Annotated in this window: 21 protein-coding genes; 12 read left to right on the top strand and 9 right to left on the bottom strand. The window is 74.3% G+C overall.

Annotated features, from left to right (window positions below; translation table 11 throughout):
• Positions 1-119 precede the first annotated feature (119 nt).
• Entirely contained in the window at positions 120-1,943 is a 1,824-nt protein-coding gene (locus tag ACL02O_RS28760) for a tetratricopeptide repeat protein (protein WP_412821305.1), read from the bottom strand.
• A gap of 185 nt (positions 1,944-2,128) precedes the next feature.
• Here ACL02O_RS28760 and ACL02O_RS28755 point away from each other — a divergent pair, with 185 nt between their 5' ends.
• Both ACL02O_RS28755 and ACL02O_RS28750 read left to right on the top strand, forming a co-directional pair.
• Complete coding sequence (locus ACL02O_RS28755; RefSeq protein ID WP_412821308.1) at positions 2,129-3,160, top strand: SIS domain-containing protein; 1,032 nt, start codon at positions 2,129-2,131, stop codon at positions 3,158-3,160.
• Positions 3,161-3,185: 25 nt separating this feature from the next.
• Positions 3,186-4,763, top strand: a complete 1,578-nt coding sequence (locus tag ACL02O_RS28750) for a histidine kinase N-terminal domain-containing protein (RefSeq protein ID WP_412821304.1) — start codon at positions 3,186-3,188, stop codon at positions 4,761-4,763.
• Between the two features lie 89 nt (positions 4,764-4,852).
• Here the strand turns inward: ACL02O_RS28750 and ACL02O_RS28745 are convergent, their stop codons facing one another.
• Entirely contained in the window at positions 4,853-6,229 is a 1,377-nt protein-coding gene (locus ACL02O_RS28745) for a glycosyltransferase family 39 protein (protein ID WP_412821307.1), read from the bottom strand.
• Positions 6,230-6,405: 176 nt separating this feature from the next.
• Here ACL02O_RS28745 and ACL02O_RS28740 point away from each other — a divergent pair, with 176 nt between their 5' ends.
• From ACL02O_RS28740 to ACL02O_RS28720, 5 genes are all read left to right on the top strand, one after another.
• The gene (locus ACL02O_RS28740; protein WP_412821303.1) at positions 6,406-6,819 is read left to right on the top strand and encodes a nuclear transport factor 2 family protein; all 414 of its coding nucleotides are present in this window, start codon (positions 6,406-6,408) and stop codon (positions 6,817-6,819) included.
• 354 nt (positions 6,820-7,173) lie between these two features.
• Positions 7,174-8,880 (top strand): nitrite/sulfite reductase, encoded by a 1,707-nt coding sequence (locus tag ACL02O_RS28735; RefSeq protein ID WP_412821302.1) that lies wholly within the window; start codon positions 7,174-7,176, stop codon positions 8,878-8,880.
• Positions 8,877-9,035 carry a hypothetical protein gene (locus tag ACL02O_RS28730; protein ID WP_412821301.1) on the top strand — a complete coding sequence of 53 codons (159 nt, stop codon included), beginning with the start codon at positions 8,877-8,879 and terminating at the stop codon, positions 9,033-9,035. The genes ACL02O_RS28735 and ACL02O_RS28730 overlap by 4 nt, the downstream gene beginning before the upstream one ends.
• Positions 9,032-9,796, top strand: a complete 765-nt coding sequence (locus tag ACL02O_RS28725; protein WP_412821300.1) for a phosphoadenylyl-sulfate reductase — start codon at positions 9,032-9,034, stop codon at positions 9,794-9,796. The genes ACL02O_RS28730 and ACL02O_RS28725 overlap by 4 nt, the downstream gene beginning before the upstream one ends.
• Positions 9,778-10,551 carry a sirohydrochlorin chelatase gene (locus ACL02O_RS28720; RefSeq protein ID WP_412821299.1) on the top strand — a complete coding sequence of 258 codons (774 nt, stop codon included), beginning with the start codon at positions 9,778-9,780 and terminating at the stop codon, positions 10,549-10,551. Before ACL02O_RS28725 ends, ACL02O_RS28720 begins: the two co-directional genes overlap by 19 nt.
• A 121-nt stretch (positions 10,552-10,672) precedes the next feature.
• Here the strand turns inward: ACL02O_RS28720 and ACL02O_RS28715 are convergent, their stop codons facing one another.
• Both ACL02O_RS28715 and ACL02O_RS28710 read right to left on the bottom strand, forming a co-directional pair.
• A complete protein-coding gene (locus ACL02O_RS28715) occupies positions 10,673-10,930 on the bottom strand; it encodes a WhiB family transcriptional regulator (RefSeq protein ID WP_089005422.1) in 258 nt (85 codons plus the stop codon).
• A gap of 447 nt (positions 10,931-11,377) precedes the next feature.
• Positions 11,378-12,328, bottom strand: a complete 951-nt coding sequence (locus ACL02O_RS28710; RefSeq protein WP_412821298.1) for a diacylglycerol/lipid kinase family protein — start codon at positions 12,326-12,328, stop codon at positions 11,378-11,380.
• A gap of 43 nt (positions 12,329-12,371) precedes the next feature.
• Between ACL02O_RS28710 and ACL02O_RS28705 the strand changes: the two genes are divergently transcribed.
• On the top strand, positions 12,372-12,761 hold the full coding sequence (locus ACL02O_RS28705) for a hypothetical protein (protein WP_412821297.1): 390 nt from the start codon (positions 12,372-12,374) through the stop codon (positions 12,759-12,761).
• 169 nt (positions 12,762-12,930) lie between these two features.
• Here ACL02O_RS28705 and ACL02O_RS28700 read toward each other — a convergent pair whose 3' ends face one another.
• The 3 genes from ACL02O_RS28700 to sodN form a co-directional block, all read right to left on the bottom strand.
• Positions 12,931-13,335 carry an ATP-binding protein gene (locus tag ACL02O_RS28700; protein ID WP_412821296.1) on the bottom strand — a complete coding sequence of 135 codons (405 nt, stop codon included), beginning with the start codon at positions 13,333-13,335 and terminating at the stop codon, positions 12,931-12,933.
• Positions 13,332-13,877 carry a GNAT family N-acetyltransferase gene (locus ACL02O_RS28695; protein WP_412821306.1) on the bottom strand — a complete coding sequence of 182 codons (546 nt, stop codon included), beginning with the start codon at positions 13,875-13,877 and terminating at the stop codon, positions 13,332-13,334. The genes ACL02O_RS28700 and ACL02O_RS28695 overlap by 4 nt, the downstream gene beginning before the upstream one ends.
• A 62-nt stretch (positions 13,878-13,939) precedes the next feature.
• Complete coding sequence (sodN, locus tag ACL02O_RS28690; protein ID WP_412821295.1) at positions 13,940-14,344, bottom strand: superoxide dismutase, Ni; 405 nt, start codon at positions 14,342-14,344, stop codon at positions 13,940-13,942.
• Positions 14,345-14,428: 84 nt separating this feature from the next.
• On the opposite strand from sodN, the gene ACL02O_RS28685 reads away from it, so the two are divergent.
• From ACL02O_RS28685 to ACL02O_RS28675, 3 genes are all read left to right on the top strand, one after another.
• Positions 14,429-14,791: a S24/S26 family peptidase gene (locus tag ACL02O_RS28685; protein WP_412821294.1), complete on the top strand. Its 363-nt coding sequence runs from the start codon at positions 14,429-14,431 to the stop codon at positions 14,789-14,791.
• Positions 14,792-14,931: 140 nt separating this feature from the next.
• Positions 14,932-16,107, top strand: coding sequence for an NAD(P)-dependent malic enzyme (locus ACL02O_RS28680; RefSeq protein WP_412821293.1), 1,176 nt, complete (start codon positions 14,932-14,934; stop codon positions 16,105-16,107).
• A 75-nt stretch (positions 16,108-16,182) separates the two neighbouring features.
• Entirely contained in the window at positions 16,183-17,145 is a 963-nt protein-coding gene (locus tag ACL02O_RS28675; RefSeq protein ID WP_412821292.1) for a zinc-binding dehydrogenase, read from the top strand.
• A gap of 26 nt (positions 17,146-17,171) precedes the next feature.
• Here the strand turns inward: ACL02O_RS28675 and ACL02O_RS28670 are convergent, their stop codons facing one another.
• Both ACL02O_RS28670 and ACL02O_RS28665 read right to left on the bottom strand, forming a co-directional pair.
• Entirely contained in the window at positions 17,172-18,134 is a 963-nt protein-coding gene (locus ACL02O_RS28670) for an alpha/beta hydrolase family protein (RefSeq protein ID WP_412821291.1), read from the bottom strand.
• A gap of 76 nt (positions 18,135-18,210) precedes the next feature.
• Positions 18,211-19,197: an alpha/beta hydrolase family protein gene (locus ACL02O_RS28665; protein WP_412821290.1), complete on the bottom strand. Its 987-nt coding sequence runs from the start codon at positions 19,195-19,197 to the stop codon at positions 18,211-18,213.
• 159 nt (positions 19,198-19,356) lie between these two features.
• Here ACL02O_RS28665 and ACL02O_RS28660 point away from each other — a divergent pair, with 159 nt between their 5' ends.
• Positions 19,357-19,533, top strand: coding sequence for a hypothetical protein (locus ACL02O_RS28660; protein ID WP_412821289.1), 177 nt, complete (start codon positions 19,357-19,359; stop codon positions 19,531-19,533).
• The last annotated feature ends 413 nt before the right edge of the window (positions 19,534-19,946 follow it).

The raw sequence follows: 19,946 nt of genomic DNA, 5'->3' as shown, positions 1-19,946 counted from the left end.
GCTTGTCGGCCTCGCTACTTGATCGACACCGTTTGCGGCAGGTCGCGGACTTCAGGTCGGTCGAGGCCGCGACATGTCGCATCCGGAGGTGGATCGGTCTGCAAGCGGGTGGCCAGCGCTCAGGGCCGGCGGAAGAGGGCGGCCAGGCGCTGCCGGAGCCGGTGCCAGCGGGTCGCCCGGGCGGCGGGCGACTGGCCGGTGATCAGCGCGTTCGCCAGCTCACGGGTCTGCGGGTCGAGGTCCGGGGTGGCCAGTGACAGGTAGGCCAGCGAGGTGGCGATCGGCACCCGGCGCTCGCGCGCCACGGCTGCCACGTCCGCGAGCCGCTCGGCCACCACCCCGGCCACGTCGGGGCGTACGGCGGGCTCGACCCAGGCCGCCGTGACCAGGGCGAAGAGCGCGGCCTCGGTGATCCAGTCCTCCACGCCCCAGATCAACTCCAGCAGCACCCGGCGGCGGGTGGACTCCGCCCACGGCTCGTCGGTCCGGTGGTGCAGCAGGCCCAGGCAGGCCCAGACCTGCACGCAGCGCACCCAGAGCGACGGGTCCTGGCCGGACAGCACCCGGCCCAGCGCGGTGGCCGGCGCCTCGGGCGGGTGCACCAGCAGGCCGAGCAGGTCGGCCAGCTCCAGGGTGGCCAGTCCCACCGCGGCGTCGTAGGCGGCCGGCGGGTGCGGCCAGGCGGGGTGGGCGAGTTGCCGGATCCGCTCCGCCGCCTCGGTCGAGGGCGTCGGCAGGGTGGGGGCCGGGGTTGTGCCCTCGTAGCGCCAGAGCTGGCAGGTGGTGGCCCGGCGCGGTTCCCGCGGGTCCGGGCCGGCCACCTCGGCCACCTCGACGTCCAGCCCGGGTGCCGCGGCCGACGCGGTCCGCATGGCGCTCGGTGGTTCCAGCGCGTCCAGGCGTAGGGCGACCGGGTCGGCGCCCTCTCCGCCGAGGGCCTGGCGCAGCGCGTCCAGCACCGCCCCGCCGGCCGGCGTCACCTGCCCCAGCCACGGGCGGCTGCGGCAGCATTCGGCCAGGTCGCCGTGCTCGTGGCTGTCGTCGGGGTGGTCGCGGACGAAATCGGCCAGCGCCACCAGGTGGCCGACGTCCCCGTCGCGCTGGAAGTGCAGCCGGTGCGCGGTGTGCACCGCGCAGTCGAAGGTCGCGTCCTTCGCCAGCGCCCGGTCGATCCACTCCAGTGCCTCGTCGAGCCGGCCGTTGTCGGCGAGGGTGCCGGCGATGTCGGCGTAGACCGCCAGGTCGTCGGGGTCGAGTGCGACGGCCCGGCCGAGCGCGGCGAGGGCCTCGCGGGTCCGGCCGGCGCTGCGGTACGCGTACCCGAGCCAGACCTCGCCGAGCTTGGTGGGCCGGGCGCGTACCCCCCGGGCGGCCCAGGTGACGGCGAGGGCGATCTCGCCGAGCCGCCGGGCCAGCGCGGACGCCGCGCCGAGCAGCAGCGGGTGCCCGGGGTGCACGGTGACCGCGTTGCGCGCGAGGGTGAGGTACGGGCGCAGCGGGTCGCGCAGCCGGCGGGGGACCGGGTCGGGCACCGCCGCGCAGATCTGCATGAGGATCCGGGCGGTTCGTTCGGGGTCGAGCCGCTCGGGCAGCTCGGGCGCGGTCACCCAGGGCACTCCGGCCCAGTCCGCGCCGGGCGCGTAGCCGCTGGCGGCGGCCAGCAGGTCGAGTCCCTCGGCGGGGCGGCCGGCGGCCGCGAGCAGGTGGGCCCGGGCCACCACCGCGCCGACGTACGCGTGGTGGCCGAGCGGGAAGAGCTCCAGGTCGCCGCCGCTGGCGGCGTCGATCCGGGCCAGCGTCTCGTGCACCTCGGGCAGCGTCGGGGCCTGGACCAGGGCGGCGGTGACATGACCGGCGGCGTGCGCCAGGTCCCCCTCGGCCAGCGCGAGCCGGGCGAGCGCGAGTTCCTCCTCGGCGGAGAGCGCGGGGTCGTCCTCGGGCACGTCGTCGTCTCCGGAGTGGTGGGTGGCCGGCCGGGCAAGCCTAGGGGATCACGGATCGACGCGGTGATCAACTGCGCACTACTGTTCGTTCCATTGCCCATTACGGCCAAATGATGCAAGACTGAGCACAGATCGCGCGGGAATCGCGCAGGAGGGGGTCTTACGTGACACGTCCAGGGGCCGGCATGGCCGCCGACATCGACGAGCAGCCGGCCGGTTACGACCGCCTGCTCTCCGCCGAGCACGCCGAGGCCGTCGCCCGCGTCGCCGCGGTGATCGCCGAGCGTCGGCCCCGCCACGTGGTGTTCACCGCCCGGGGCACCTCCGACCACGCGGCGCTCTACGCGGCGTACCTGACCGAGATCCGGCTCGGCCTGCCGGCCGGCCTCGCCTCGCCGAGCGCCGTCACCGTCTTCGGCGCCCGGCCGGACCTCTCCGACGCCCTCGTCGTCGGGGTCAGCCAGAGCGGCGGCTCGCCCGACCTGACCGAGGTGCTGCGGGTGGCCCGCGAGTCCGGCGCGCTCACCCTCGCGGTCACCAACAACCCCGACTCGCCCCTGGTGGCCACCGCCGAGCTGAGCGTGGACATCGCCGCCGGACACGAGCGGGCGGTGGCCGCCACCAAGACGTACACCGCCGAACTGCTCGCGCTGCTGATGCTGGTCGAGGGGGTACGCGCCGGCGACGGCGTGCTCCCCGCCGAGGAGCGGGCAGCCCTCGCCCGCCTGCCCGAGCTGGCCGAACGCACCCTGTCCGACGACACTCCGGCCCGGCTCGCCCCGCGTTACCGGTTCGCCGCCCAACTCGTCACCACCGGCCGCGGGTACGCGTACCCGACGGCCCGGGAGGCGGCGTTGAAGCTGATGGAGACCTCGTACCTGCCGGCGCTCGCCTTCTCCGGGGCCGACCTGCTGCACGGCCCGCTCGCCATGACCGACCCGGACGTGCCGGTGCTGGCGGTGGTCGGCTCCGGCCCGGGCGGCCGGTCGATGCGCGAGGTGCTGCCCCGGCTCGGCGAGCGTCGCGCCGACGTGGTGGTGGTCGGCTCCGCCGATGTCGAGGCGACCGCCCGGATGGCCGTCCCCGAGGTCGACGAGCGGTACGCCCCGCTGCTGGACATCCTCCCGTTGCAGCGGCTCGCCCTCGCCCTCGCCCTGGCGCGGGGCGAGGACCCCGACGCGCCGCGCGGGTTGAAGAAGGTCACGGCGACGATGTGAGGGCCGGCGTGGCACGCTGGTCAGCGTGTCCACCCTCCGTGACCTCGCCGAGGAGCACACCCAGCTCCGCCCGGCCGACATCGACCACCTGCACCGGATCGCCGGCGACTGGCAGCTTCTCTCCGATCTGTCCTTCGCCGACCTGCTGCTCTGGGTGCCGGTGGACGGGGAAGGGACCTTCCTCTGTGTGGCCCAGGTCCGCCCGACGACCGCGCCGACCGCGTACCTCGACGACCAGGTCGGCCGGATCGTCGGCGGGCCGGAGGTGGCGCACCTGGAGGTCGCCCACCGGCAGGGCCGGATCTGGCGGGAGGGCGACCCTGTCTGGTACGGCGACGTGCCCGCCCGGCACGAGGCGATCCCGGTCCGGCTGCGTACCGCCGACGGGGAGGCCGGCGAGGTCGTCGCGGTGGTCGGCCGGGACACCAACCTCTCCACCGCCCGTACGCCCAGCCAGCTCGAGCTGAACTACCTGACCACCGCCGACGACCTGGCGCAGATGATCGCCGACGGTACCTTCCCCCCGCCCCGGCACCCGGGGGAGACCACCTCCGCGCCCCGGGTCGGCGACGGCCTGGTCCGGCTCGACGCCAACGGCAAGGTCACCTACGCCAGCCCGAACGCGCAGTCCGCGTACCGCCGGTTGGGCTACGCCTCCCACCTGGTCGGGGAGGACCTGGCCAAGCTGCACCGCCGGCTGGCCGGCGACCCACTCGAAGGCACCGACGCCGGCAACGCCGTGCTGGCCGCGCTGCGCGGTGAGGCCCCGCCCCGGCGGGAGATCGACGCCCGCGGCGCCACCATGCTCACCCGGGCGCTGCCGCTGATGCCGGCCGGCGTGCCGATCGGCGCGCTGGTCCTGGTCCGCGACATCACCGAGGTGCGCCGCCGCGACCGCGCCCTGATCACCAAGGACGCCACCATCCGGGAGATCCATCACCGGGTGAAGAACAACCTGCAGACCGTCGCCGCGCTGCTCCGCCTCCAGGCCCGTCGGGTCGCCATGCCCGAGGCGCGGGTCGCCCTGGAGGAGTCGGTACGTCGGGTCGCGTCGATCGCGCTGGTCCACGAGACGCTCTCCATGTCCAGCGACGAGGCGGTCGAGTTCGACGGCATCGTCGACCGGGTGGCCAGCGCGGCCACCGAGGTCGCCGCCACCGAGGTCTCGGTCGGCATGCGCCGGCAGGGCACCTTCGGCGTACTGCCCGCCGAGATCGCCACCTCGCTGGTGATGGTCCTCAACGAGCTGCTGCTCAACGCCGTCGAGCACGGCTTCCCGCCGGCCGGGGAGGAGGTGCCCGCCGGCACCGGGGACGCGGCGAAGCCCGAGGTGGTCGTCTCCGCGCACCGGTTCCGCAAGCAGTTGCACGTCTCCGTCGCCGACAACGGTCGCGGCCTGCCCACCCAGTTCGACGCGGAGCGGGGCGGCAACCTCGGCCTGCAGATCGTCCGGGCCCTGGTCACCGGGGAACTGCGCGGCACCATCGAGCTGCGCAACGGCGCCGCCGGCGGCACCGAGGCGGTGCTGGTGGTTCCCCTCGCCCGCGGCACCGCCGACCGCCTGACCCCCACCCCACCCCCACCCCACCCCGATCCGCGCTGATTCACGGAAAGAGTGGCTTTCCGGCGCGCCATGGCCACTCTTTCCGTGAATCAGCGGCGTGGGGGTCCGGGGTGGGGGAGTGGGTGGGGTCAGCGGGTGAGGAGAGCGACGGTGAGGCCGGGGCGGGGCCACACCTGGCGGACGGTGAAGGAGTCGTGCAGGGCGGCGCGCTTCGTGCCGGACACCGCGGCGAGTGGGTCGGTGTGCCGGCCGGCGACCACCAGCCACACCCGCTGCACGCCGGCCAGGCACTCCGCCGGCCGGTCGCACTCGCCGGCCCAGAGGTCCGCGCGCTGCCGCTCGTCGCCGGCCAGCAGCACGTCGCGGGGCCGGTGCGACCCCAGGTGGTACGACATTCCCAGGTCGAGGAAGAGCCAGCTCTGCCGGGGCGAGTAGACGATCGCGTCGCCCGGTTGCTGGTGCTCGGAGATCACCCGGGCCGCGCCCGCGTAGTCGACCGGGGCGGTGCGCGGCCATTCGTGGGTGCGGCGCAGCGCGGCCTGGTCGGGCAGGCCCAGCAGGCCGGCCAGGGTCACCACGGCGAGCGCCGGCGCCAGGCGTACGGCAGCCAGCGCGGCGCCGGCCAGCAGGCAGGCGAACGGGATGGTGAAGACCAGGTACCGGTTCACCCAGAGCGGCACCCGGGTCCCGGCGGCGAAGAGCAGCAGCACCGGCAGCAGGACGGCGGCGCCCGGCAGCAGCGCCCGTCGGCCGAGCCGGCCCGCGCCCAGCGCGGCGAGCCCGACCAGCAGGCCGCCGGCCACCCCGCTCTGCGCCACCCCGCCGGGCAGCGCCGCCAGGTCGGCCAGGTGGGCGAGGTGCACCCAGTTGAGCTGCCGGGAGCGCTGTCCTCGGGCCACCAGCAGCAGCGGCGTGACCACCAGCACGACGGGCAGCATCGCCAGCAGCCACCGCCAGAGCAGCCCCCGCCGGCCGCGCCGGGCCGCCAGCAGCACCACGAGCCCGTGCGCGGCGAGCAGGGTCACGGCGATCAGGTGGGTCAGCCCGAGAACGGCGGAGACGATGGCGTACCCGGCCCAGCGCCGCCACGTCGGCCGGCGCAGCGCCTCGACCAGCAGCAGGGTGGCGAGCACCGCGAACAGGGTGGCCAGCGCGTACGGCCGGGCCTCCTGGCCGTACCGGGAGGTGCCGGGGAGGACGGCGAAGAGCAGGCCGGCGAGCAGCCCGACCCGGGCGGAGGCCAGCCGCTCGCCGAGCCGAGCGGTGATTCCCGCCGCGGCGGCCATGGCCAGCGCGGAGGGCAGCCGCAGCGCGGTCGGCGAGGCGCCGAACACTGCGGTCCAGCCGTGCATGAACAGGTAGTACGGCCCGGTCGCGGCGTCGATGGTGCCGGCCAGCCGGACCAGGTCGCCGACCGGCCGGGCGGCCGCGCTCCAGGTCGCCAGCTCGTCCCGCCAGAGCTGGGCGTGCCCGATCCCGACCAGGGTGACCACCAGCGTGAGCAGTGCAGGGGGCGCCCAGACCGGCCACGCCCGCCGGGCCGGGCCGGCCGGCCCACCGACCGACCAGGCGTCGTCCCCGGTCGGGGGCGAACCAGAAGCGGCGGTCACATCTCGCAGCGTCACACAACCAACCGGCCCGTCGGGCCGGTCCGCCGGTCAAGGCCGCGGCCTCCGGGTGGATGTCGGTGGTGGGAGATAGCGTCCGCGAGGTGGATGAGACATCCAGGACCCGGCGCATCGCGACCGACTACGTCGACAGTCTCGAACAGCGTGCCTGGCCACGGCTGACCGCCCTGCTCGCCGACGACGTGGTCTACGAGATGCCGCAGAGCAGGGAGCGGATCCGTGGCCGGTCCGCGTTCGTTCAGTTCAACGCCGAATACCCGGGCGACTGGCATCTGCAGGTGCGTCGCGTGGTCGCCGACGGCCGCCTCGCCGCCCTGTGGCTCGATGTGCGGGTGGCGGCCGAGCGGCAGGACGCCTGCGTCTGGCTCGAGGTGTCCGAGCAGGGACTCATCAACTGGGTCACCGACTACTGGCCGGAGCCCTACGATCCGCCGCCGGGCCGCGAACATCTCGTGGAACGGTGGTAGCGCGGTCTTCGGCCAACCGCGAGGCCGCGCGGGGCGCGGCAGCGTACCACCGTCGATGCGGTGGCGGTGCCCGTGATGTGGGATGACACACGCGGTCATTGGCTGGTCATCGAAGGTTGTGGGAGCATGTCCACCATGACCGCCGCTGTCGTCCGCCGCTTCGTGGCCCGCCGCCACGTCGATTACGGCCGCGTGCGCAGCGCGATCTGTCCGGCCAACTGACGAAGCCCGACCCATCCGTCTCGGGCGCGTTCCCGCGCCGGCCGTCATCGACATCGCCGTCCACGGCCCTTGCATCAGGGCCGGCCGCCGCGTCCGCGCTCGCAGGCACTGCAGACAACGGAGGACGCCGCGATGGCGGTCAGCAGCACCCCCACCCGCGCCGAGACCCCGCCCGCCGCGCGGGCGCCCCGCCGCCCCCGTGGCGAGGGGCAGTGGGCGCTCGGGCACCGTGAACCGCTCAACGCCAACGAGCGGATCAAGAAGGACGACGACCCGCTGAACGTCCGGGCCCGGATCGAGACCATCTATGCGCACCGGGGCTTCGCCTCGATCGACCCACAGGACCTGCGGGGCCGGTTCCGCTGGTGGGGCCTCTACACCCAGCGCCGGGCGGGCATCGACGGCGGGCGTACGGCCGTGCTGGAGCCGCACGAGCTGGAGGACGAGTTCTTCATGCTCCGGGTCCGCGTGGACGGCGGCCAGCTCAACCTGGCCCAGCTCCGGGTGATCGCCGACATCTCGCGCGAGTTCGCCCGGGACACCGCCGACATCACCGACCGGCAGAACATCCAGTTCCACTGGATCCGGGTCGAGGACATGCCGGAGATCTGGCGCCGGCTGGAGGAGGTCGGCCTGCAGACCACCGAGGCGTGCGGCGACTGCCCGCGCATCGTGCTGGGCAGCCCGGTCGCCGGGGTGGCCCGGGACGAGGCGCTCGACCCGACGCCCGCGATCGACGAGATCGTCCGTCGGTACGTGGGCGACAAGCAGTTCTCCAACCTGCCCCGCAAGTTCAAGTCCTCGATCTCCTGGCTGGTCGACACCCCGTACGAGGCGAACGACATCGCCTTCCTCGGCGTCGAGCACCCGGAGCACGGCCCCGGCTTCGACCTCTGGGTCGGCGGCGGCCTCTCCACCAACCCGATGCTGGCCAAGCGGCTCGGCGTCTGGGTGCCGCTGGCCGAGGTGCCGGATGTCTGGGCGGGCGTGGTCGGCATCTTCCGCGACTACGGCTACCGCCGGCTGCGCAACCGGGCCCGACTGAAGTTCCTGGTCGCGGACTGGGGCGTGGCGAAGTTCCGCGAGGTGCTGGAGAAGGAGTACCTGGGCCGGACGCTGCTGGACGGCCCGGCCGCGGTGCTGCCGGGCAAGCCGGTCGACCACATCGGCGTGCACCGGCAGCGGGACGGTCGCCGCTATGTCGGGGCCGCGCCGGTGGTGGGTCGGGTCTCCGGCCCGCAGCTGGCCCGGCTCGCGGATGTGGTCGAGGCGCACGGCAGCGGCCGGATCCGGCTCACCCCGTACCAGAAGCTGCTGGTGCTGGACGTGGCGCCGGAGCGGACCGACTCGCTGGTGGCGGAGCTGCGCACGATCGGCCTGGAGGCCCGGCCGTCGGCCTGGCGGCGCGGCACCATGGCCTGCACCGGCATCGAGTTCTGCAAGCTCGCCATCGTCGAGACCAAGCGGCGCGGCGAGGAGCTGGTGGCCCGGCTGGAGGAGCGGCTGCGCGACTTCGACGCCGACATCTCCATCCACCTCAACGGCTGCCCGAACGCCTGCGCCCGGACCCAGATCGCCGACATCGGTCTCAAGGGCCAGCTCGTGGTGGGGCCGGACGGCCGCCAGGTGGAGGGCTTCCAGGTGCACCTCGGCGGCGGCCTCGGCATGGCGCAGGGGCAGACCGCCGGGTTCGGCCGCAAGCTGCGCGGTCTGAAGACCACCGCCGAGGAGCTGCCGGAGTACGTGGAACGACTGGCCCGCCGCTACCTGGCCGGCCGGACCGAGGGCGAGACCTTCGCCAACTGGGTGATCAGGGTCGACGAGGAGGAACTCCGATGAGCGAGACCCGTTCCGTGCCGCTGTACTGCCCGTACTGCGGGGAGGAGGACCTGCGGCCGAGCGAGGCCGGGCACGGCGCCTGGGAGTGCCACGCGTGCGCCCGGGTGTTCAGCGTGAAGTTCACCGGCCTGCTCTCCCGGGCGGTGACCCGATGAGCGGCCTGCTCTCCGCCGCCGGCCTTGGCCTGGTCGGGCCGGGCGGACCGACCCCCGCCGACCCGACGCGGCGTGGCCCCGAGGAGCTGCGCACGCTGGCCGAGGAGGCCGGTCGGGAGCTGGAGGGCGCGCCTGCGCTGGAGATCGCCCGCTGGGCCGCCGAGACCTTCGGCGACCGGTTCTGCGTGACCAGCTCGATGGCCGACGGCGTGCTGGCGCACCTGGTCTCCCGGGTCGCGCCCGGCGTCGACGTGGTCTTCCTGGACACCGGGCTGCACTTCCCGGAGACGCTCAGGGTCCGCGACGAGGTGGCCCGGCGGCTGCCGGTGAACGTGCGGTCGATCCGACCCCGGATGACGGTCGGGCAGCAGGATGGCCAGTACGGCCCCCGGTTGTTCAACCGTTCCCCGGACGACTGCTGCCAGCTGCGCAAGGTGGAGCCGCTGGAACGGGCGCTGACCGGGTACGACGCCTGGGCCGCCGGGCTGCGCCGGGACGAGTCGCCCACCCGGGCGAACACCCCGGTGGTGGCCTTCGACGCCCGGCGGGGCAGGGTCAAGGTGAACCCGATCGCCGCCTGGACCCAGCGGGACGTGGACGCATACGTCGCCCGCCACGACATTCCGGTGAACGAATTGCTCAGCCGCGGCTACGGCTCGATCGGCTGCTGGCCCTGCACCCGGCGGACGAAGGCGGGGGAGGACCCGCGGGCGGGCCGGTGGGCCATGTTCGAGAAGACCGAGTGCGGCCTGCACACCTGACCGCCGAACCGGCGGCGGTGCCGGTGGTGCTGGTCGCGCACGGCAGTCGTGACCCACGGGCGGCCGAGTCGACCCGGGCGCTGGCCCGGGCGGTGGCGGCCGCCCGTCCCGGCACCCCGGTGCTGCCGAGCTGGCTGGACCACACCGCGCCGGGACCGACCGCCGTGCTGCGCGACCTCGCCGCCGCCGGTCAGCGCCGGGCGGTGCTGGTGCCGCTGCTGCTGACCGCCGCGTACCACCGCAAGGTCGACATCCCGGCGGCGGTGGCCGCCGCCCGGGAGGCGGGCGCGCCGATCGACGTACGGGTCACCGGGGTGCTGGGTCCGGCCGACGGGGTGGTGGACGCGGACCTGCTGGCCGGGCTGCGCCGCCGGCTGGCCGAGGCGTACCCCGGCGGGTACGACGCCCTGGTGCTGGCCGCGGCCGGCACCAGGGACGCCCGGGCGCGTGGCTCGGTGGGCCGGGTCGCCGCGGCCCTCGCCGCCGAGCTGGGCCTGCGGTGCCGTGTGTCGTACGCCTCGGCGGCACCCCCGACGGCCGAGGTCGCGGTGGCGAAGCTGCGCGCGGCCGGGGCGCGCCGGGTGGCGGTGGCCGCCTACTTCCTCGCGCCGGGCCTATTCCACGACGGTGTGGCGGCGGGGGCTGGGGAGGCCGGCGCGGTGGCGGTGGCAGATCCGCTCACGGACCTGCCGGAGCTCGCCGACCTGGTGTTGCGGCGGGTGGACGCCGCCACCGCCGGCTGGGTGCCGCTGTGACGCCCGTCGCCGCCCTCTCCGTGATCAGGAAGGGCGGCGACCGGGGTACCGGGACGTCATGGGTCCCGGACAGCAGAACGCCCCGGCGGTGACCCGGCCGGGGCGTGTAGCTGTGGTGCGATCAGGCGGAGTGAGCGCGCAGCACCCGGAAACCGCCGCGACGCTTCACCGCGCGGCGCTCCTCCTCGCTCATCCCGCCCCAGACGCCGGCGTCCTGACCGGACTCCAGCGCCCACTGCAGGCACTGGTCGGTCACCGGGCAGCGCCGGCAGACGGCCTTGGCCTGCTCCACCTGCAGGAGGGCCGGACCGGACGTCCCGATCGGGAAGAACAGCTCCGGGTCCTCGTCGCGGCAGACGGCATCGTGGCGCCAGTCCATGGCGGCAACACTCCTCATTCTTTGTGGGTGGCCAGATAACGCTTCGTTGCTTTTCCTATATGCATCCGCATAGCCGATCGGTGACGGTCAGCATCCGTCAATTCGGCGCTGCGTGAGCAGGCTGCGGGCCCCAGGACCTGCTGGAACAGCTCAACCTGCCGAGCATATCCAGGCAATGTCCCGGTAGCACAAGTTCGCTTGTGAATACTTTCACGAACTACCGCGATGTCAAGGGTGGCGCTCGGAAAAACTCCGAACAGTGAGCGGGCTCACCACCCTTTTGTCCGGGTTTCAGAGCGCTCTGGTTACCCGGCGTACCACAGTCGAGGATCAATATAGTAGAGGTCGCGTGATGTTGCTGACATTTCCGGCACCTTCCCTTCGGTGTGGCGTGCCACCGCAGAAGTGCGGCGGGTCACCGCGTCAACCGACGGGAGTACCCGAGACCTAGCAGATTACTCTCAGTGCGGCCGGTACGGATGTGAATCTGACTTTCTCCCGTTCGCCCAGATAGTCCCCATCGAGCTGGAACGCCTGCGGGCGAGCCGAGAGCAGGGTGAACTCCGCCGCGTCGTGCAGCCGGAGCACCTGCTTGCCGCGCGGATCGGGTGTACGGGAGAAGAACTGGGTGACGGTGCGTGTCGTGCTCGCCACCTTGAGCTGCCGCATCGCCAGCACGTCCAACCCGAGATCGAAGGACGCCTCCGGATTCGGATTGATCTCCCGCTCGCCCAGGTACGTCCACGGCGCGGTGTTCTGGATGATGACCGTGGCCAGCTCCGTCTCGGCGGGTTCACCCGGCCGCTCCAGGGCGATGGCGGGATGCCGCCGGTCCGAGCCCATGAAGTACTGGGCCGCGGTGGAGCGGAAGTAGAGCGCCGGCGTGGACACCCGGCCGCGCCTGCGGGCCTGCTCCACGCGCTGGATGACGGCCGCGTCGATGCCGAAGCCGGCGCAGAAGGTGAAGTAGCGGTCGTCCGCCCGGCCCAGCCCGATCGTCCGTGACCGGCCCAGCCGCAGCCCCTCCAGGATCATGCTGGTCCCGTCCGGCCACTCCCGCGGCAGCCCGAGGGCACGGGCGAAGACGTTGGTCGAGCCGCCCGGCACGGTGGCCAGCGCCGGCAGCCGCTCCGCCGGGGTGTCACCCGTGCGGAACGTCGGCGGCTCGGCCGCCATCAGACCGTTCACCACCTCGTTGACCGTGCCGTCGCCACCGAGCGAGACCACCAGGTCGACGCCCTCCTCGGCGGCCTCCCGGGCCAGGTCCATGGCGTGGCCCCGGCGACGGGTGTACCGCACCGACAGGTCGACTTCACTGCGCAGCGCCCGGACCAGGACGTCCCGGCTGCGCTCGCTGGTGGTGGTGGCCTTCGGATTGACCACCAGGACGGCCCGCATGGGCGGCACTGTACCGCGCCTACCCACGGGTATCGTGACGCCCGTGACCATCGACTCCGTGCCGCTGCCCGCCACGCTCCTCTGGGCGGTACGCCTGCTACGTGCCGAGGCGGTGGCCCTCGGCCTGGTCGCGGTGTGGCTGATCTGGTCCGACCTGACCGCGACCACCCACGATCTGGCCTCGGCGTTGCTGGTGACCGCGTTCGCGGTCGCCGGGGCGGTGGCGCTCTGGGCCCTCGGTGGCGCGCTGGCCCGTCGGCGCGCCGGTGGCCGGGCGCCAGCCATCGTGCTTCAGCTCATGCTGCTGCCGGTCGGCTGGTACATGATCCAGGGCGGCCTGGGCTGGCTGGGCCTCCCGCTGATGGCGCTCGGCCTCGGCGTGATCGGCTTCCTGGTCAGCGCCCCCACGAACCGGGCGCTCGGCTTCCACTGAGCCACGTCCGCCGGCCGCCCCCGGCGGCCGGCGATCGATTGATCGACTCGGCATGCCGCAAGTCGGGTCGTCCGGCGCGGACGGCACCCCGGCTGGCCGCAAGTCGGGCTGTCCGGCGCGGAAGGCACCCCAGCCGGCCGCACGTCGTGCCGTCCGGCGGCCCCGCCGGTCAGTAGTCGGAGGCGCGGCGGGTGAGCAGCGAGATGGTGGCGCGGCCCGCGGCGGCTTGCGCGGAGGCGGCGGTGGTGAGCGCGGTGAGCACCTTCCACGCGAAGGACGACTCGGAGGGGAGCGTCGCGCCCCGCACGGTCGGCACGGTCACCTCGACCGTCAGCGCGTCCTCGGTGACCGCGAACCGGCACTCCAGTTCGGCGTTGCGGGTGGCGATGGCGAGCAGCATCGCGCAGGCCTCGTCGACCGCGATGCGCAGGTCCTCGATCTCGTCGAGGGCGAACTGGAGCCGGGCCGCGAGGCCGGCCGTGGCGGTGCGGAGCACGCCCAGGTAGCCGCCGTCGGCGGGCACGGTGAGGTGCACGACGTCGTCGGTCGTCGGCTGGCCGGTCAGTTGAGTCACGCCTCATCCCCCCCGGTGCGGGACTCTACCCGGTCGGTCGTCCGGCCGAGTGGTACGGCCGTCGCCTGCGCGGCCAGGTCGTGCAACGCCCGCCCGGTGAGCCGGTACGGCACCCACTCGTCCATCGGGGTGGCACCGATCGCGGCGTAGAAGCGGGCCGCCGGATTCCAGTTGATCATCCACCAGTCCAGCCGCCGGTAGCCGCGCTCGACGCAGATCGCCGCGAGGGTGGCGAGCAGCCGCCGGCCCGCCCCGGTGCCCCGGGCGGCCGGCTGGACGAACAGGTCCTCCAGGTAGATGCCGTGCACGCCCTCCCAGGTGGAGAAGTTGAGGAACCAGAGAGCGAAGCCGACCGGCTGGTCGGCCGCGTCAACCGCGACGTGCCCGTACAGCGCCGGGGCCGGGCTCCGACCACTGCGGCTCGGCGCGTCCGAAGCCGCGCCGCCACCTGGGTCGGCCCCGAAGAGCGCGGCGGTCAGCTGCTCCTCGGTGAGGTGGCACTGCTCGGGGGCGCGTTCGTACGCGGCGAGTTCGTGCACCATCGCGACGACGGCCGGCACGTCCTCGGGACGCGCCGGCCGGATCGTCGGTGCCGGGGGCAGACTCACGCCTGCTTGGTCTCCCAGAAGATCTTCGAGATCTCGTCGATCTTGGAGAGCAGCTCGTCGGCCTTCGCCGGGTCGGTCGCGCCCTTGGCCCCGGCCGCGCCGGCCAGCTTGGTGGCCTCGTTGAAGAGCTGGTGCAGGTGCGGGTACTTCTCGAAGTGAGCCGGCTTGAAGTAGTCGGTCCAGAGCACCCACAGGTGGTGCTTGACCAACTCGGCGCGCTGCTCCTTGATCAGGATCGCGCGGGTGCGGAACTCCGGGTCGGTGTTCGACTGGTACTTCTCGCAGATCATTTTCACCGACTCGGCCTCGATCCGGGCCTGCGCCGGGTCGTACACGCCGCACGGAAGGTCGCAGTGGGCGCTGACGGTCACACGCGGCGTGAGGATGCGGGGAAGGCGCATCAGGGTCCTCCATGGGATGTTTGCGATGATCGGAGACGACATTACTCCTGGACATGCTCCCCGGCGGGCGAGAGGTGAAACCCGGTGCGTGCCGCGAACGGACCTGCCGCGCCCGTGCTGCGCGGCCCGCTGGCGGCCGTGCTGGTCACGGGCCCGTCCATGGTTCCGACGCTGCGCCACGGCGACGCTGTGCTGGTGCGTCCCGGGGGCCGGCCGGTGCGCCCGGGGGACGTGGTGGTCGCCGTCTTCCGCAGCCGTCCCGACCTGCTCGTGGTCAAACGCGCGGTCCGTCCGCAGGACGGCGGCTGGTGGCTGCGCGGCGACAACGACCTGGTCGCCGACGACTCCCGGGCGTACGGGGTGGCCGACGTCCGGGGTCGGGTGGTGGCCCGGTACTGGCCGCGTCCAGCGCGGGTCAGGGGTGGAAAGCGGCGCCGGCGGATATGACCCCGCTCACATCCGAGCGCCGGGCGCGTGACTATGCTCGGAAAGTGCCCGGGTGACCCCCCGCACCGCCGCCCCGCTGGCCGCAGACCATCGCGCGCCGAGCCGGCCGGTCCATCTGCTCGACAGATCCTGGAGTCACCATGTCTTCGTCCACCCCGGACCCCGCTGATCCCGTCTTCCGGCTGCACCTCGGGGGCAAGATGGCGGTCGCCTCGACCGTCCCGCTCACCAGCCGGGAGGACCTCTCCCTCGCGTACACCCCGGGCGTGGCCCGGGTCTGTGAGGCGATCGCCGCCGAGCCCGACCTCGCCGACGACTACACCTGGGTGTCGCACACCGTCGCCGTGGTCACCGACGGCTCCGCCGTACTCGGCCTCGGCAACATCGGCCCGCGTGCGGCGCTGCCCGTGATGGAGGGCAAGGCGGTGCTGTTCAAGCAGTTCGCGGGCGTGGACGCGGTACCGGTCTGCCTGGACACCCAGGACGTGGACGAGATCGTGGCGACGGTGCGGGCGCTCGCGCCCTCGTTCGGCGGGATCAACCTGGAGGACATCAGCGCGCCGCGCTGCTTCGAGGTGGAGCGGCGGCTGGACGAGGCGCTGTCCATCCCGGTCTTCCACGACGACCAGCACGGCACCGCGATCGTGGTGCTGGCCGCGCTGCGCAACGCGGCCACCCTGCTCAACCGCAAGCTCGGCGACCTGCGGGTGGCGGTCAGCGGGGCCGGCGCGGCCGGGGTCGCGGTGACCAGGATGCTGGTCGCCGGGGGCGTCAACCCCGACCAGGTGATCGTCTGCGACTCCAAGGGCATCATCGGCCGGCACCGCGAGCTGACCGGGACCAAGGCCGAACTGGCCGAGACCACCAACGCCGAGGGCCGCCGCGGTGACATCACCGAGGCGCTGCGCGACGCGGACGTGCTGGTCGGCGTCTCCGGCGGGCAGATCCCCGAGGCGGCGGTGGCCGGAATGGCCGCGGACGGGATCGTCTTCGCGCTGGCCAACCCCACCCCCGAGGTGCACCCCGAGGTGGCCGCCCGGCACGTCGCGGTGGTCGCCACGGGCCGCAGCGACTATCCCAACCAGATCAACAACGTGCTCGCCTTCCCCGGCGTGTTCCGCGGCGCGTTGGACGCCCGGGCCACCCGGATCACCGACGGGATGAAGGTGGCCGCCGCCGACGCCATCGCCGGCGTGGTCGCCGAGTCGCTGACCGCGGAGGCGATCGTGCCCTCCCCGCTGGACCCGCGGGTCGCCCCGGCCGTGACCGAGGCGGTCGCCGAGGCGGCCCGTCGCGACGGGGTCGCCCGTCGCTGAATCGAGGGAAGGGGCCCTTCTTATTGCGCTTTGCACAAGAAGGGTCCCTTCTTAACGGGCGCTCAGCTTGTTACGGTGCCGATCATGCGTGCCGCCTATGCCTCGGCCCTCGACGCCGACAACCCGCTCGCCGCGCTCACCGTCGGCGACCGCCCCGAGCCGACCCACCCGCAGGAAGACTGGGTGACCGTGCAGGTACGGGCCAGCTCGCTCAACCACCACGACCTGTGGTCGCTGCGCGGGGTGGGCCTCGTCGCCGACCAACTACCGATGATCCTCGGCTGCGACGCGGTCGGCACCGACCCGGACGGCAACGCGGTGGTCATCTACCCCGTGGTGCCCACCGCGGGCGACCCGCGCGGGGTCTCCATCCTCTCCGAGCACTTCCCCGGCACCTTCGCCGAGCGGGTGGCCGTACCCCGGCTGAACCTGCTGCCGCTGCCGGCCGGCCTCTCGCCCACCGACGCGGCGTGCCTGCCCACGGCCTGGCTCACCGCGTGGCGGATGCTCACCACCAAGGGCCGGGTGGACGAGGGCGAGTCGGTGCTGGTCCAGGGGGCCGGCGGGGGCGTGGCCACGGCCGCCGTCGCGCTCGGCGTCGCGCTCGGCAAGCGGGTGTACGCGACCAGCCGCGACGCCGCCAAGCGGGAACGCATCACCGAGCTGGGGGCCACCGCGCTGGAGCCCGGCGCCCGGCTGCCCGAGCGGGTCGACGTGGTGATCGAGACGGTCGGCGCGGCCACCTTCGACCACTCGCTGAAGTCGGCCGCCCCGATGGCCCGGATCGTGGTCTCCGGTGCCACCGCCGGGCACGAGCCAAAGGTCAACCTGCGCCGGGTCTTCGCCATGCAGCTGGAGATCCTCGGCACCTCGATGGGCACCCCGGACGAGCTCACCCAGCTGCTCGCGTTCTGCGCCGAGCACGAGGTGCGCCCGGTGGTGGACAGCGTGGTGCCGTTCAGCCGGATCGAGGAGGCGTTCGCCCGCCTGCACTCGGGCGAGGTCTTCGGCAAGGTGGTCGTCGACCACACCGCCTGACCCGTGCCGCCGCCCCGGACGGCCGCTCAGAGGTGGTCGTCCAGGGTGGCCAGGCCACCTCGGGTGGCGTCGGCGGGGAGCCGCTTCTTCGCCGCCGCGTCGCCGTACAGCGTCCAACGCAGGAACTCGAGGGTGGTGTCGGCCACCACCCGCAGTGCCTTCCCGTCGCTGAGCAGGGCCCGGCCGTGGTCGCCCCGGGGCAGGCTGAGCATCGCCTTCGGCCAGGGCACCGCGTCGTAGACCGCCCTGCCGGCGGCGTAGCTCACCACCTCGTCGGCCTCGCCGTGGACGAAGAGCTGTGGCGCGGCGGCCCCGGCGAACCCGGTGCCGACGCCGAGCGCGGTACCGGCGAAGACGATCCCGGCGTCGAGCCGATCGTCCCGTCCCGCGGTGAAAAGCCCGATCGTGGTCACCCCGCCCGCGCTGTGCCCGGCCGCGGCCACCCGGTCGGCGTCCAACCGGCCGCGCAGCGGGTCGCCTGCCTTCCGGTCGAGGGCGAGCACCTGGGTCAGGGCGTACGACACGTCGGCCGGCTGGTTGAGCACGTCGAGCGGGTTGCCGTCGCCCCCGGCGCCGGTGTGCGGGAACTTCGGGGCGGCCACCACGAACCCGGCCGCCGCCCAGCGGCTCAGCAACAGCTGGTAGTCCTCCGGCCGGCCACCCAGCCCGTGGCTGAACATCACCACCGGGAATCGCCCGGTCGCGGCCGGCGCGGACCGCTCCGGCTCCCCGCCCGCCGCGCCCCGGGCCGGGTACCAGACGGTCACCGGCAGGGGGCGGTCACCGCCGCGGTTCAGCTTGAGCTGGCGAACGCCCACCGCGAAGCGCTCGGCCGGGGCGTGCCCGGTGGGTACCCGCGGGGCCGGGGTGGTGGCCTTCGGCGGGGCGCTCGGCGCGGGCCGGGCGGCCGGGGCGGCGATCCCGGAGCAGCCGGCCAGGCCGGCGCTGAGCAGGGCGGCGGCGACCAGGGCGGCGCGGCGTCGAGGCATGAAGACGATTGTGCCTCGCCGCACCGGGTGGCCGGGGGCGGACATCGGCCGACGGTGAGCGGGCCGCCCGTGATCGTCACGCGGGAAGGGCGCGGGTGGTGAGGGTGGTGACGCCGGGCAGGAGGGCGTCGGTGGGAAGGCGGCGCAGGGCGGCGCGGTCGTCGTAGAGGGTCCAGCGCAGGAAGTCGGTGGTGGTGGCCAGGACCTGGGCGAAGCCGGGGCGGCCCGGGGCCAGGTACTCGCCGTGGCCCTGCCCGGGTAGGCCCAGGAAGGCGGCCGGGCCGAGGCTGCGGGCGTACGCCGCCCGACCGACCGACTCGGGCACGATCGGGTCGGCCCCGCCGTGCACGAACAGCAGCGGCGCGACCGGTCCGGCGAAGCTGCCGGCCAGCCCGCCGCCGGCGATCACGATGCCGGCACGCAGCCGCGTCGAGTGCCCCGGGACGAACATGCCGGCCGTGGTGAAGCCGCCGGCCGAGTGCCCGGCAGCGGCGATCCGGACGACGTCCAGGTGCCCGGCCAGTGGCTCCCCGTCCCGGCTGTCGAGGCGTACCAGGTGACGGATCAGGCGCCACCCGTCGGCGGGCTGGTTGCGCACGTCAGCCCGGGTGAAGTCCCGGGCCCGCAGGTTGGTACGCGGAAAGGTCGGCGCCGCCACCACGAACCCGGCGGCGGCCCACCGGGTGGTCAGCGGCGCGTGCAGCTCGGGAAGGCTGCGCAGCCCGTGGCTGTAGACCACCACCGGGAACCGGCCCTCGGCCACCGGGACCCCGGGACGCACCGCCGGGACGGCCGTGGTGGCAGCGGCCGGCGTCGCAGCGGGCGGCGTCGCCGCGAGCATCGTCGCCGCCGGGGTGGGGGGAGCCGCCGGGTACCAGACGGTGACCGGCAGCGGCCGGGGGCCGCCCGGGTCGACGACGAAGTGCCGCACGCCGACCGCGTACGTCCGCTGCGGGGCGGGCCGGGCGGCGCGCGGAGCCGGCTCCCCGGTCGCCGCGGTGGCCGGGCCGCAACCGGCCAGCAGCGCCGTCACCAGCGCGGCGACCAGCCGCTGCACCCCCACCTCTGCACCGTAGGCGGCCAGGTGGCCGCCCGGGCCCGGCCGTCCGGACCGGTTGCCGTCACCACCCGGTCGGCGGACGCCTCGGCCGGCCGGATCGGGGTTCGCCGCACCGGCCCGGCGGGATCCTGCGGCTCGACGCGTTTCGCTAGGGTCACGCGCATGGCAGACAACTACACCGACCCCAGCGGCAACACCGCGCAGTTCCGGGCCTTCGTCGAGTCGCCCGATCCCGATCCCGCTGCCGCCGCGCCGGCGCCGTCCCGGCTGCCGCTCATTGCCGGCATCGGCGTCGTCGTCGTGGTGGTCGTTTTGGTGGCCTGGCTCGTCCTGTCCTGAGCCACCAGCCCTCCTTCCGGGCCGTAGCCGGGTCGGTGGTGCGGCTGCGCCGGCCGGGCAGCCGGCCGCCGCCCTCGCCGGGAAGGCTTTTCGCCGCTGCAAACTTGATGTCGTGGATGGATCGCCGCGCGGCGGGCCGTGGGGCCCGTCGCCGGTGCCGTGCGCCAGGGGGCAGCCTCGCCGAGCATGCCGCCCAGGTTTGCCCCGCCCGACCACGCCACTTAGGTCTCTCGCCCGGCCATGCCACCCAGGTCTCTCTCGCCGACCACGCCAGCCAGATCTCTGCGGGGGTACCGCCACGGCGAGGATGTCGGCCGGGTCCGCCCGCCCGCCCGGCAGCCCGCCCGCCCGCCCGGCAGCCCGCCCGCCCGGCCGGCCGCCCGGCCGCCCCCGCGCCCGGCCGCCCCCGCGCC

The sequence above is a fragment of the Micromonospora mangrovicola genome (genome assembly GCF_047200535.1).
Lineage (GTDB): Bacteria > Actinomycetota > Actinomycetes > Mycobacteriales > Micromonosporaceae > Micromonospora.
The sequence above is the reverse complement of the archived record's forward strand: the minus strand, read 5'-3'. Positions and strand labels throughout refer to the sequence as shown.